This window comes from Bradyrhizobium sp. SYSU BS000235 (assembly GCF_049747295.1).
GTDB lineage: Bacteria > Pseudomonadota > Alphaproteobacteria > Rhizobiales > Xanthobacteraceae > Afipia.
The window spans coordinates 3283978-3297700 of sequence record NZ_JBMHJM010000001.1 but is presented as its reverse complement, the minus strand read 5'-3'; the positions used below and the strand labels follow the sequence as shown (position 1 = coordinate 3297700).

The window sequence follows — 13723 nt, the reverse complement described above, 5'->3', positions numbered from 1 at the left end:
GCGCAGGTTTGGGAATCGCCCTCGTGCCCAGATTTCTCCCGGACGCCCAAGCCGCGTCCAGACGCCTAGTCCGGATTCTTCCTGAAAGCGCATGGATCACCTTGAAGTAACGGCGCTGCAAGCACGCTCAGTAACACCATCCATTGCCGGAAAGCCGCTGCTGAAGCAGCTCGCCTGACTCGACGTAGCGCGGCTTGAGGCGGCTCGGACTTTGCTAAACAGTTTGAACTGGCGCGACCCTTCCGAATCCTGCAGCCCGACCGTTGTCGCTGTGTAAAGTTTTTCCGCGGCCCCCCGAAAATCAATGTTGTCAAACTTTGCCGCCGGAAAGCGAGGCAATGAACCCTAGCCTCGGATTCAAACGTCGTGATGTACACTCGGCTAACAAGCCGAAAGTACAGGCCCGACCGCACGCCGCCCGCAAGGCACCGCATCCCTACGCGAGCGCACAGAACAACTGATAAGTTTTCTCGTCTTTGCTTATCAGTCAGCCAACTGACTCCATTTCGCGAATTTCTTTATCAGTCCGCGGACTAACTCCATTTCGAGTATTTCCCTATCAGCCGGCCAACTGACTTCATTTTGTGTTTTTGCTAGCGATCGCAACATTCGGTTGAAGTGCGCCAATAGCGGTGCCGCCAGCAATCCGGAAATCTAACTTGCGAACCTCGATCCGATCATCACGCCTCAGTCGGCCCTCAACTTGCGATACTGGAACGGAACTAGAAATGGGACCACGCATTTTGCGGGGCTTCTCTCAAACACATCCGTAGGAACCAAAATATTGAAACTAGCGTGAGAAATCTTCGGGCCGCAGCATTGTAAAGAGGGAGACAGAGTAAAGCTCATGCATAATCAGTCCCTAGGACAGAGCGACCAGCCGACCTAACCAAGCTGTCGTGGCAGAAGAAGCCTGCTTACTTTCGCGCTAAGAGCGAATGGCTTTTAGGCGAGATGCACGCAGCCAGTCCGAATTACGCCTGCGAGCAGGCGAGAAAACTCCGCATTATCACTTACTAGTAATATGCGACACTTCTCGCACATCAGCAGAGGTATTCAGCATCAATCAACTGAGCAGATCGAGGTTCGCATTGTTTTTCCGCCCCCCCACCGCGCGTCGCGCCTCTTCTCGGTAAGGCTTTCATCTGCCCAGGCAAACGTCGTTTGCGCGTGGCGCTTAAGCCTCGCCTTGAGGCTCTCATCGATTTTACGCGACCCAGCACAATCAAGTTGATCGAGTGCGCCGATAGCGCCCTGAAGAATTTCCTTAGCTGTAGACGGAGCATCGAGGTGCCTTGCAATCGCTTTGGCTGTCCATCCCTCGTTGCTATCGTCGTTACAGATAAGTTTTCCCAAAAACTGTCCCCTGTCCTTCGTCGCCGCAGTATTTTCAACCGACTTCAGAAAATTGCTCCATATTTTGGATTCAGATGACGATTTCCAATTTGGAGAGTCCGGAGAGAGCAAATCGTAAATACGTCTCTCCACCACTTCTGGAATAGCAACGAAGGTAAGACTTTCGAAGAGCGTGGACAGCCTCTCTTTTTGGCTCGTACCTACCGCCGATAGCCCAACGTTTTCGAAGTCAACGTATTGAACGGCCTGCTTGAAAGGGGGAACAGATTGCCAAACGCCCGCACCGCGAAAACTGCTGCCGCGGAAATCATTCATCCGCCCCGAGTCTTCATACGAAAAGCCATCATCGATCGCCCCCCTATCTGTAAAAACCATTCCTTGAAGACATGCGGCATCAAAAATCACTCCACGCATTTTACTTTGATAGACGTAAGCAGCTTCGAGATCGACGCCGTCGAATGAGGCGCCGTCAAAATCGCTATTATCCAATTCCGCTAAACTAAGGACGGCATTATCGAAATTCGCTCCATTAAATCGCGATCCGATTGTTAAGATTCGCTCCAGACGTCCCCTACCGAATTGCGCCTCTTGTGCCTGAGTAACAATGAACTGTGCCGCGCGCATTGTTGCACCATAAAAATCTGTCTTTTGAGCTTGACTTGCCAAGAAACGACCGCCGGACAACGAAGCAAAGCGAAAATCGGCACCTTCTAATTTCACGCGCGAGAAAGTAACATAATCCAAGTTTCTGTAACGAAAGCTGCGCCCGCTTAGGTCGCTACCCACTATTACAAGGTTGCGACTCAAACCCAAAAAGCCGGGCCCTTCATTCGATGATTGATTCCAATATCTCTCAAAAAAGAACGCCGTGGGATAAAAGACCAAACGCTGGCTTTGTCCCGCCAGAGGATCTTGCATTCGGTCCGGAGCATAAAGAGGCACTCTCACTGGCCACAGCCGGCGACCTATCCTATCCAAAAATTCGTCAGGTACCGTGGCGATAGCAATTGAAAATAGACACAGCAACGAAAGCGCCAGCTTAATTATTCCGAAGTGACCTAATAAGCGTGCCGCACGTATCAATCTTCGAGATCTTATGCGGTTCGATATGACAACAAGAGAAGACCGCAAACTTAAAGGAAAAACGCCGGGCCTAAGCGACCTCGACGCGCCCCGTCGGGGATTAGCCCGCATGACACTCCACACCGATTCCGCGTAAAAGAGTAGCAGAGCGACGTCACACAACAGACAAATACGATGCCACCAGGTAACCGAGATCTTGTGATACGGCAAAAAAGTGACTTGAAAATAAAACAGAACAGCAGCCGGAAATAGAACCACCGACATTGACGTAACAACCGCTAGTGACAGGCTCACAGGAAGAGATAACTGTCCTCTCGAAAGAGCTTGAGTAAAGAAATAAGTATCAACCTGTGACCAGTATCCGATAGCCTCCCGCCGCGCTCTTCCAACTTGGGAGTTGATCGCTACTTGGAGCGATCGAATTTTCTGATGCAACAGCTCGTGCTGAAGCAGTAAAGAGAAGTGCGCGATAACTAGGAGCGCCGGACCAACAATGTAAAATCCAACAAGCGGCACCGGAATCGACACCAGCGGCAATTTTGCCGGCGAGTCCAATAGCAGGTCGATGTGGGTTATTCCAGCAACTGTCACAAGCAAGAAGACAAGTAGACTGGACAAGCCTAGCCAGGATTTTCGAGCCACCTCGCTGGCCGAATTTACGGTTGCGACCGACGCGGCGATTTTTCCTGCGTTTGTAGATTCATCTGTTTTGACGCCGGACATCATGAAAATTCTATCCTGCCCTTAGAGGCCACGTCTTAGTCCACATCACTGCGGCTGCATGACCCGGGCGGTTGCTTTGCTCGGCGAGACTCATATGCCCACATCTCAGATTCAAAAGCCTTACATCAAGATGTTGAAATTATCGCTTTCTGATAATAGCGGCGCCGATCGTCGCCTCTGCGGCCATCTTTGCCACTCCGCACGCACTTTGGTGATCAATTCTGATCAGCAATCTTCCAAACTCCGAATCTAACTATGCAACGATACTCCACACACACTCTCAGACAGCTCGGCTACTCAAAGACACAGCATAGGCTGCTAGCGTTAGCCCTTCAGCACGATTAGCGTTTTAAGCCTGTTAGTAATGGCCGCCTGTAGAGAAGTCAGACCATCCTTGCTGTCCTCGTAGAGCTGATAGCGACGGTGCCGCAAATCGAAGGGAACGTGGTCCTCCTTTTGGACAATCGGAATGACAGCCCGGCCCAGCGTATGAGCGATGCCAGCTTCATAGAAGACGTTCGGATTTTTACCTGTGAAGTCGCAAATGACGTAAGTGGATCGATACAGCAACGAAAAAATGTCGTCGATGATAGCGTCTTCTTGCCAGATATTATCCACGCGTTCGAGCGTAATCCCGGCATCCTTGCACGCCTGCTTGAGCGCTATGTGAACGTTATTGAATTCCTTTCCGAATGGCATCATGACGGACGCGAGCTTAGGGTCAGGATCGCCGGCAGGGACTCGGAACACCTCCGGCTTAACCTCGATGTACCGTGGAGGCTCCTCCTTAGCTGCTTCAGCGGCGCGCCCCTTATCGGTCTGCTTCTTCTCAACAATCTTCGCTGCAATTAAAACGGACAGCAGGTTCACGTCCTTTACAGCGACATGTGTCCGATAGATTTCCAACCGACCGAGATCTAATTCCCAGCTCAACTCCGCTAGTTTTTCAACGGACACGGTGGGGAAGTCAGGCTGCATTTCGTAGTGTATGCGTACGCTACCCTGGCGCTGCTCGACTTTTGTGATCCATCCGACCTGTGCGGGAGAGGCGTTGCCGTACTCGTAAGCGAACAGAGTCGGATTCTCGGTCAGAGCCTGGAGATTTCCTCTGTATTTCTCTTGCAGAGTGTTGGTCGTGTATTCGACGCCGACGCGGCCAGTCTCGAAGTCGTGGAAGCCCTGCGGCTTTTTCCAGGCACTCTCGTCAAAAGAAACAGCAAGATTGTACATGAGGATTAATTACCTAAGATACTGCGTGCCTGGTTCTCCAAGATCTTAAAGATCATCGGAGATATAGAAGTCCTCGGTCCCCCCACCGTCCAAACTCAATATCCGACATGGGCTCTCCGCCGAAAAATCGGCCATCGGCCACTCTAAAGTGCTGAAAACAACCATGACGGGTACGTTGCGCGCAAGTGGCGGGAGAATAATTCGCAGTATTTCAACTAATTTTTTCCTCCTCGGATCTCAGTCCCCCTCTGAATTTACCGGATGCGTGGCACGCCACAATCCTGAATTGTGGACGACGATCACATCTTAGTTGACGGCCGACGGGCCGTGGCTCACTTTGAAACAAATAGAGAACAAGGCCGAGTTTATGACAGACCGCCACGCGCATGACCCCTACGTTATCTGCCCCAAGTGCAGTCATCAGATCCCCCTTACAGAGTCTTTGGCCGCACCATTGCTCGAGGCAGAGCGCAAGTCATTTCGAGACCAGCTCACCGCAAAGGACACGGAGTTTCTGAAAAAGAAGGAGGAATTGCGCAAGCAACAGGAGGAGCTTAGCCGCGCGCGCGATGGCATCGAGGATCAGATCAGGCAGCGCCTAAAGACGGAGCGCGTTGAGATTGTCGCAGCCGAAGCGAAAGCAGCACGTGAAGCCGTGGCAGCAGATTTGGCGGCGTCAGGCGCCGAATTGGCAGGGTTGCGCGAAGCGCTGAAGCAGAACAACACGAAGCTTGCCGAGGCTCAGGCTTCTCAAGCTGAGGCCTTGCGGAAACAGCGTGAATTGGACGATCAGAAACGAGAACTCGAGGTTACGATCGAAAAACGAGTTCAAGAAAGTCAGGCTCAAATTATTGCTAAGGCACGACAAGACGCTGAAGACACGCTCAAAATGCAGGTCTCACAGAAGGACGCGCAGATCGAGTCGATGTCGCGAACCATAGAAGAATTGAAGAGAAAGGCCGACCAAGGTTCTCAGCAGACGCAAGGTGAAGCGCTAGAGCTTGAGCTCGAAGCGCTTCTACGAAGCCGCTTCCCTCTCGATCTCGTTGAGCCGGTCGGCAAAGGTGAGTTTGGCGGCGATATCGTCCAACGAGTCAATGCCCAGCTTGGCGCGCCTGCTGGCGTGATCTTATGGGAACTAAAGCAGACGAAAAACTGGGCCGATGCCTGGCTGGCAAAGCTGAGAGATGATCAACGCAGCGCGAAAGCCGACATCGCGCTTATCGTTTCGCAGACATTGCCCAAAAACGTCGAGAACTTTGACCTGGTAGATGGTGTGTGGGTCGCCCACCCGCGCTGCGCGATACCGGTTGCGGTCGCCCTGCGCCATTCGTTGATCGAACTTGCCACCTCTCGCAGCGCCCAGGTCGGTCAGCAGTCCAAGATGGAGCAAATCTATCACTATCTGACCGGACCACGCTTTCGGCAGCGACTAGAAGGCATCGTTGAGAAGTTCGAAGAGTTAAAAGACGATCTCGATAAAGAGCGCAAATTCATGAATCGAATTTGGGCCAAACGCGAGGGACAGATTCAAGGTGTAATTGAAACGACTGTAGGCATGTATGGTGACTTGCAGGGCATTGCCGGAAAGTCGCTGCCTGAGATACCTAACCTTGATATGCCATTACTTGAGGGTTCTTAACCCAAGGCTAATGCTGAAACGCGCCAACTACCAAGCAAAACTGGCTGATACGCTTTTGCATATTTGATTATCAGTCTGCGAACTGTCTCTATTTCGAATGTTTTTGTTTCGGTACCTTCGCGTCATCACTAACGACTGCCTCTTCTCTTACCGGGCAGCGGATTTGTGTCCGCTATCCTTCGTCATCGTGACGCACGCCGGCGATGTCATACAGCTCGGCTAGCCACGTCGCGATGGCGGCGTCACGTTCATCCTGTGATCCCGCCACCAAGTCGATCTCGATCTGCCGCTCGTCAACATGGATCGGTTGGCTCATGCTATGGGGGCCGATGCCGAGGCGTTTTCCGCGTAGACCGACGCCGCCGATGATCGCGCGTAGTGGCGTACCGTTGCCGTAGCCGTTGGACAGCCCCACGAAGTTCTCCAGCACGCGCCCGAAGATGTTTCGCACATTTGTGGTCGGGATGAGATCGTCGCTTTGGTGGCGGACGAACATCTCCGTTGTCACGGCCCAGAACTCGCCGTTTGGGAAGACTTGTGTGAAGGCACGCGGTTCGGTTGCAGCGCCGTGCGGTTCGTAGGTGATGGCGCCATACGTGTTGCGGTCGCCGACGCCCATATAGAGATTGCGCAAGAGGAGATCGACGCGGCGGTTGAGCACGTCGTCGTAAAGGCGGGTCAGTTTGATCGGTGTTGCACGTGTCCGTACCGGCATTAGACGTAGATAGAGCGCGCTTCGCTGGCTGAAATGATAATCGATCGCATCCGGCGGCGGCGCATGGTTCTGCGCAAGGATCTCGTTTGGCTGGAAGAACACGGCCTTGGTAAACGTTGCGGGGGTCGGAACATGCTCCGGCGGTGCAGCCGCCGTCATCGTGAGGTAGGGGCGGAGCGCTACTACGAACTGGGCCTTCAGCTTGTCACGCTCCGTCTTGATCTCCGCCTTGGAGGCGCCGGGCGCGATGGTGTAGTGCAGCGGCCAGGATTTCTGCCGCAAGTCGAACGGCAAAGCATCGCCATCACCGTAATGAAGGTTCTGCACCATCAGCACGCGCCGCGCGCCGAGCGCGCGGTGTGCGTGCCCATATTCGATCGCGACGTTGGAGTTGATGAGCTTCTTCCCGTCGGGTGTCGCGCCCACGAGGGTTACGTCGGCAACGAACACATCGGCCTTTTCGATCTTCTCGAATATCGTTGCCGCGAGATCGGGGCTTCCCGGCACACCCTGCCGGTCTGAATCTACCTGAAGGCGTGCAGCTGCCTCGCGCTCGATCGGCTCAACTAATTCCTGGTCGGTCTTTAGCGCCTCAATCGCCTCGCGCAGCGCGTCACGAACAAAAAAGCGGCCAATCTCCTTCGGGATGTCTGACTGCCACGACCAAAAAATTATCATGCAACACCGCTCCTCCGACAGCAGCGAAACACGCTATACATCGCCTTCAGGCAGCGCGCATATCGATGCCCCGCAGACGTGCATAGCCGTGCCAACTGCCAAAACTCGCGGCGCATCGCTGTAGGATTCGGAATGGTGGGCTTGGTGCGCATGCACGCAGACACCATTTTCGGCACCGTTATCATACCGGTCCATCAACCCAGCCAGCACAGTTCTGCGAGCTTCTCGCGCCTCTCTGTTCATAGAGCTCTTGCCGTAACGCAGCGGCCGGGAGCCAGATGTTTTCCTCTCAGGTCCAATTTGACTCGGGCCGGAATCCGTCCGGTCTTTCGGCCTTATTCGCAACATCGACGTAAACCGGCATCGGCAACTCCAATTCCTGGACCAGACGCCACACAACCCGTGGAAACGCGGAAAATGATGTTTTGAAAATAGCCGATTCTTACAATCCGGCCCAAGGGATGCTTCCGTTAAAGAGCCGGCGTCTCAAGCCCTTGGGGCAAACAAGCTGACTTTTTTCAATAATTTACCGTCAATGCGCCGTTGCACGTGTGTGGTTGGGACAGGCTGCCGTCTTACCGACCGTACGGAGGCAATCGGGCCGCGACCGGGATCGGTGGCCTGCCACGTTTTTTGAAGGTAGGCGTGTCCGTCCGAGGAACGCGCTTGTGCGGGTTTTGCCGCTTAGCCTATAAGTTGTAGAAGCGGCGGCCACACCTCCTGGCAGAGCCCAATTCTCGTGGTCTAACCTAAGCCGAAGGTCGCGTTCGTTCCGCCATGATCCACATCTCACGCGTAGACTTAACCGAGCGGGGAATCCTGCTGCCGCACGACCGCGTAGGCATGGTGATCGCCCAGCCCCATCTGACATTGACGCAGCAGGAGCCATATAGGACTGCACCTGCCGATAAACCCGGACTCTTGGCAAACCTGACCGCGACGCTGGCTGTCTCGCGGGCAGCGCCGCATCACGCCGAAAAAACTCATTTTACGATCTTCCCGGAATACAGCATCCCCGGTCTGGATGGGATCGACCTGATCGACGCGGCGATCGCGGACCAGCAGTGGCCGACGGGAACGATCGTGATCGGCGGGGTGGATGCGCTCTCGAAGGCCGATTTCGAAAATCTGGCCGGTCGCTCGGGTAGCCACCTCGACACCGAGCATAACGGGCTGGGCAAGATCGACACCAACGAATGGATCAATTGCGCGATCACCTGGATCAAGGCGGCAAATGGTACGGTCGAGCGCTGGTTGCAGCCCAAGCTTTGGCCGGCTTGGGAAGAGCAAGACATCAGCTACCAGAGTATGTATCGCGGCAAATCGATCTTTTCCTTCAAGGGAGATTTGTCCAATGGCTCGAGGTACCGCTTCTCCTCGCTGATCTGTTTCGACTGGATCGCGACGATCAGCTCCAAGCCCTCGTGGCGATGGGCCCTCGATGATCTTGGCGTCCAAGCCGGTGAAGGCGAGCTGTCGCTTTCATGGATGTTCGTCATTCAGTACAACGCACGCCCTTCGCATCCAACATTCATGGACGCGGCGGTATCTTTCTTCGATGGGACAATCGTGCCGAAGGTCCAACGGGATCGCACATGCCTCGTGTTCGCCAACACCGCGGGCAAGTCTGCACCCGGGCGATCGGAACTCTACGGCGGTACCAGCGTGGTTTTTTCACCGAAAACTCTGTTTCAGGAAACAGCTTCGCGGCCTACCGTCGCGCGCGGCGGTCCACGCTTCAGAGGCAATGCGCTGTTGAATGCCTTCCGCGATACATATTTCCGTGAGAAGGGCGCGTGCATCCATTCGTTCGCCCAGATCAATCCCGACTCTGTCACTGCTGGTGCGGCAAGCCGCTCGTTCGCCGTCGATAGGCCGTTCGTCTTCCCGCTGGCCGCTCCTCCCGATCCACGTGCGCCGTCCAATTTGGTCCCGGCCTGCGTGAAATGGATCAACGATGAGCTCGACGATGTAACAAGCCTCAGCGATTTTCAACCTGCGGGTGACCTCGGTACCCTCGCCGACGCTGCACATGCGACGTCGATCCAGGAATTGCGCGCTCTCTCCGCGCCTTCTTGCGACAAGGTTATACGGTTGGCCACCGCGCGCGACAGTCAGAGAAACGGGCGCGGCGCGACCGAAGACGACGCCGATACATGGGCCGCCGATGAACGCGACGCCCTCGGTCATGTGGTGCACACGCTCAATCTGCTTGCTATGTGCGGCAAGGCTGCTGCAAGCGATCAAGACACCGGACATGCGACCGTGTCGGTCAGCGGAAAGACACTCGACCTGCTCGCCGTACGGGGCAAGACGCATGACCAATGCCACAAATACGCAAAGGCCAAGTTCACGCCGAATACCCGCCGGCAGACGATCCTGGTCACGCGCGATCGTGACAACTCGCCGCGCAAACGCCGGGCTGGCAGCATCCTTCAAACCACCGCTCCGAAGCTCGGTGCGGAGCGCGAGATCACGGACCCGGAAAGCGCGATCATCCACGTGGACTATCAAGGATTGATCGCCGCCTTCATTGATGCGGCCACCGTGCAAGAACTTTCACAAAAAGTAGCTGCCCATGTCGGCGCTTAACGAAGGTCACGCGGAGGCGGTCAAGGCTTGCCTCGGTCAAGTGCCGGGAGGTACCCTGTCGGTGTTGGAGGCAGGAAAAGGTCTCCCGGTCACCATCCTGCAAACCGATCGAGTCATCGCCGCCTTTGCCTTTGCAGGTTCCGACCCGCACGCAACATTCGAGGAAACCTACGAGGCGTTCAAGGATGAGGCCGAGCGATTGAAGGAATGGGATCGATACGATCTCTCCTACGTGCTCTGCATTGCGACGGACACCGACAAGCTCGACCAGCTCGCATCGTACATCGAAACCGACGTCTATTTTTGCCGCAAGTTCGTGGTGCCGCTCACCGAGCACGTCGGGAACGCGCTCGCGCGGCTTCCCTTTCTTCCATTGACGCAGCTTGACGGCCCGGCCCTTCGTCCCGCATCGGCCCAAACATTCCTTCAACAGTCTGACGTTCCGTATACCTTGGCCAGGCAGATCGTCGCTCAGCATGAACGGGGCGCCGAACGGATCGTCGAAGCGTGTCTGGCCAATGAGTATGGAAGCCCGAAAATGCCGACACGTGTCGCGACGTTATCCGCAGTTTCCGAAGAGCAGATCAGCGCGCCTGTGTCGCTGGAATCCGTTACGATCGAGAATTTCCGGGCATACCGCGCTCCGACGACGTTCGAGATCGGCAGCGAGATCACCGTGCTCTTTGGTCCGAATGGGTTCGGTAAGACCTCGTTCTTCGATGCGATCGACTTCGGTATCACCGGCTCGATCGGCCGGCTCAGAATTGCCGATAAGAACCGCTTCAGCAAAGTCGCAGCCCATCTCGACAGCAAGCCGGAAGATGCCCGCGTCGCCCTGACTTATCGATCGGACGGGAAATCGCACACGATCGAAAGGACAGTAGCCGACCCAGCGTATGCGACACTGGATGGGGCGCAAGAAGAGAGAAAGCCGATCCTCAAGCAGCTGACCAAGAGTGGAGAGGCCGTCGCCGAGCGGGTCGACAATCTCATCAGCTTGTTTCGTGCCTCCCACCTGTTCAGTCAGGACAATCAGGCGTTAACGCAAAGTTTCAAAGATCATTGCACCCTGCCGCGCGAGATTGTCTCGCGCATGCTGGCGTTCGAGGATTACGAAAACGCGTTGAAAAAATCCGCCAACATCGTGACGATACTCAAGAACAGCCTCGATGTGCTTTCTTCCGAGATATCGGAAACCACGGCTTCCTTGAAGGCGGACAAGTCCGAGCTTGACGGGCTTCGCCGGACCATCAAGGATAGGTCGAACATCGGCGCCCTCAATGCCGAGCTGCGCAATTTGCGCGCTGCGTTGAAGGATATCGACGTCGACGCCGGCTCCGGTCCAGTCGACGCCACGGCGGCGCGTGGCTGGCGCGCAACGCTGGAGGCCCGCCTCGCTGAAAGCGACGGCAGGATCGCGCTGCTTTCCGAGATTGCCAAAGAAGTCGTCCGGCTCCCGCCCCTGATCCAGGAAGGGAAGGATCTGCGTGCGCAGATCGGATCGGGCGATGCCCGCCGGATGGCTGCCGAGCAGGCGAAGGCGTCCGTTCAGCAGCAACTGGATGCTGTCCATAAGCGCGTTGCAGAGATCGCCGCCCAGATCCGGCAAGCTCAATCTGCGCTCGACAATCTCAAATGGGTGCGCGATCAGAGCCCGGGCTACGCGACCGCGCTCAATACGCTCGACGCGCAAACCGAGCGGCTCAATCGAGCGACGGAGGCGATTACCGCTGATCGCAGGCGTTCAGCAACCGCCTCGACCGATCTTCAGCAAAAATCTAATCAGCTCGCGATGTCTGTTGAACGGCAGGCTGCGGCGAGAAAGCGTTCCGCCGATCTGGACGCACTTCGTGCAGTCTTGGGCCCGTGGAAGGCAAGTATCGACCGTCTCGCCGAAATCAGGCAATTGGAAGCGGCCCTCAACGAGACCTTGCGTGAATTGCGCACAGCAGAGGCAACGCTTCAAGCGCAACTGGATTCGAGTGCCCCGCACCAGGCAGCGCTCGAACGGGTGATCGCTGATGCCGATCGCAGCCAGTCCGAGCTTCGACAACTACTCTCCCAGCTGCAAAGACATATCACGGACAGCAATTGCCCTCTGTGCGGCGTCGATCACGGAAGTCAGGATGAGCTGGTCCGTCACATCCAAGAGCAGATAACGCTCGACAGCGCGGGAACGGCACGTACGGAACTCGCCGCGCTGCGGCAGCGTATCCAGGAAATATCCCGTCAGCTGGCAGGAAATCGTGAGGCCCAAAAGTCAGCTCAAGTGCAAATGAGCCAACTCGCGAACGATCGCATCACCCGTGATCGCGAGATCAATGTCTGGGCGAACACTGCAGATGACCTCGGCCTGAATGCATCTGGAGGTTTGACTGAGCTGACCCGACAGATCGCGGCCAATTCTACTGAAGCGCGCAAGGACATCGAAGACAGCAATACTGCCGTGAAGGCGGCCGCGGATGCCACCGATGCAGCAAAGACCGCCCTCGACGCGCTCACCAAGTCGATCGCTCAGCAAGAGTCGGCAAGGACCACGGTGAATACGGAACTGGAGCGAGTTCGGAAGGGGCTCACGACATTACGTAGCGACCCGCGCTTGAGTGGCGTGACGTTAGATTCGAGCAATGATGAGTTGAATGAAGCGGAGCAAGATCGCTCGGGACTGCTCGACGAGCTTCGCCAATCTCACGATGCCGCAACAAAAGAGCAGACAAGGCTGCAGGGACTGCTCGATGCGGAGTCACACATCATCGCGGAACTCGCAGGCCAACTCCCGGTCCTTCGCAGGCGAGCGAATGAGAACGAACAAGTACGCAAGGCCATCGTCGCGCGGCTTGCCGACGCCGATTTGCCGGAAGATTCCGACGAGCAGGAATTGATTGGCAAACTGGGTGAAGAGACTCAGGCGCTTGCCCGCCTGCGCGCGCTGCATCAACGTGTCGCAAGCGCCGAAATCGGCCTAGATGCCGCGACGACCGCTGCCGCGCTTGCCCGACTTGAAGCAACCTTCGCGGCGAAAGAAAAACTCATCGCCGAGAAGAAAGCATCGCGCGACGCGCGCAGGCCCTGGCGGGAATACTTCGCAGCGATTGAGAAGATTCTGTCCGATGAACAGGCCGCGGCCATCGCCAACTTCACACGCCAATATGGCCCGCGGACGTCGGTTATTCAGCGCCGACTCCGGTCGGTCTACGGATTCGACGACGTAGAGATCATCAACCGCAGGTCCGAGATTTCGGTCATGGTCAAGCGGCATGGTGTCGAGCTGCGGCCCGTCGACTATTTCAGCGAATCCCAAAAGCAAACACTGCAGCTCGGTCTCTTCCTGACGGCCTGCAGTGGACAAAATTGGTCGTCGCTGGCGCCGGTCTTTCTCGATGATCCCGTCACGCATTTCGACGATCTCAACATTTATGCTCTGTTGGATCTGATCATGGGCCTGTTGCGGTCAGACTTTGGCACCCGGCAATTCATTATCTCGACGTGTGATGAGAAATTCTTCCAACTCGCGCGCCAGAAATTCAACTATCTGCAGGACAGCGTTCGCTTCTACCGTTTCCGCTCCATAGGCGAAGACGGTCCGCTCATCGAGCGGATCGGTCCCTGAGTCGCAGAAAGGTTGTACAAACAGCTTCGCTGAAGTCAGATCGCATCGCCACCCGGACCTCAATTAACACCTTACACTAATCACTTATGGCTCA

Annotated in this window: 6 protein-coding genes; 3 read left to right on the top strand and 3 right to left on the bottom strand. The window is 55.8% G+C overall.

The annotated features are described in order from the left end of the window. Window positions 1-1062: 1062 nt before the first annotated feature. Both ACP0KA_RS15335 and ACP0KA_RS15330 read right to left on the bottom strand, forming a co-directional pair. Window positions 1063-3165 carry a pentapeptide repeat-containing protein gene (locus ACP0KA_RS15335; protein ID WP_424629608.1) on the bottom strand — a complete coding sequence of 701 codons (2103 nt, stop codon included), beginning with the start codon at window positions 3163-3165 and terminating at the stop codon, window positions 1063-1065. Window positions 3166-3486: 321 nt separating this feature from the next. Continuing rightward, window positions 3487-4392: a hypothetical protein gene (locus ACP0KA_RS15330; RefSeq protein ID WP_424629607.1), complete on the bottom strand. Its 906-nt coding sequence runs from the start codon at window positions 4390-4392 to the stop codon at window positions 3487-3489. A gap of 367 nt (window positions 4393-4759) precedes the next feature. On the opposite strand from ACP0KA_RS15330, the gene ACP0KA_RS15325 reads away from it, so the two are divergent. Continuing rightward, on the top strand, window positions 4760-6034 hold the full coding sequence (locus ACP0KA_RS15325; protein ID WP_424631616.1) for a DUF2130 domain-containing protein: 1275 nt from the start codon (window positions 4760-4762) through the stop codon (window positions 6032-6034). Window positions 6035-6206: 172 nt separating this feature from the next. Here ACP0KA_RS15325 and ACP0KA_RS15320 read toward each other — a convergent pair whose 3' ends face one another. Next, complete coding sequence (locus tag ACP0KA_RS15320) at window positions 6207-7427, bottom strand: hypothetical protein (protein ID WP_424629606.1); 1221 nt, start codon at window positions 7425-7427, stop codon at window positions 6207-6209. A gap of 777 nt (window positions 7428-8204) precedes the next feature. Between ACP0KA_RS15320 and ACP0KA_RS15315 the strand changes: the two genes are divergently transcribed. Together ACP0KA_RS15315 and ACP0KA_RS15310 are read left to right on the top strand one after the other, a co-directional pair. Then, window positions 8205-10019 carry a hypothetical protein gene (locus ACP0KA_RS15315; RefSeq protein WP_424629605.1) on the top strand — a complete coding sequence of 605 codons (1815 nt, stop codon included), beginning with the start codon at window positions 8205-8207 and terminating at the stop codon, window positions 10017-10019. Further along, window positions 10006-13629 carry an AAA family ATPase gene (locus tag ACP0KA_RS15310; RefSeq protein WP_424629604.1) on the top strand — a complete coding sequence of 1208 codons (3624 nt, stop codon included), beginning with the start codon at window positions 10006-10008 and terminating at the stop codon, window positions 13627-13629. The genes ACP0KA_RS15315 and ACP0KA_RS15310 overlap by 14 nt, the downstream gene beginning before the upstream one ends. The last annotated feature ends 94 nt before the right edge of the window (window positions 13630-13723 follow it).

Coding starts and splice junctions, on each gene's coding strand:
- ACP0KA_RS15335 (WP_424629608.1), bottom strand. CDS start 3,165: ATGATGTCCGGCGTCAAAACAGATGAATCTACAAACGCAGGAAAAATC.
- ACP0KA_RS15325 (WP_424631616.1), top strand. CDS start 4,760: ATGACAGACCGCCACGCGCATGACCCCTACGTTATCTGCCCCAAGTGC.
- ACP0KA_RS15315 (WP_424629605.1), top strand. CDS start 8,205: ATGATCCACATCTCACGCGTAGACTTAACCGAGCGGGGAATCCTGCTG.
- ACP0KA_RS15320 (WP_424629606.1), bottom strand. CDS start 7,427: ATGATAATTTTTTGGTCGTGGCAGTCAGACATCCCGAAGGAGATTGGC.
- ACP0KA_RS15310 (WP_424629604.1), top strand. CDS start 10,006: ATGTCGGCGCTTAACGAAGGTCACGCGGAGGCGGTCAAGGCTTGCCTC.
- ACP0KA_RS15330 (WP_424629607.1), bottom strand. CDS start 4,392: ATGTACAATCTTGCTGTTTCTTTTGACGAGAGTGCCTGGAAAAAGCCG.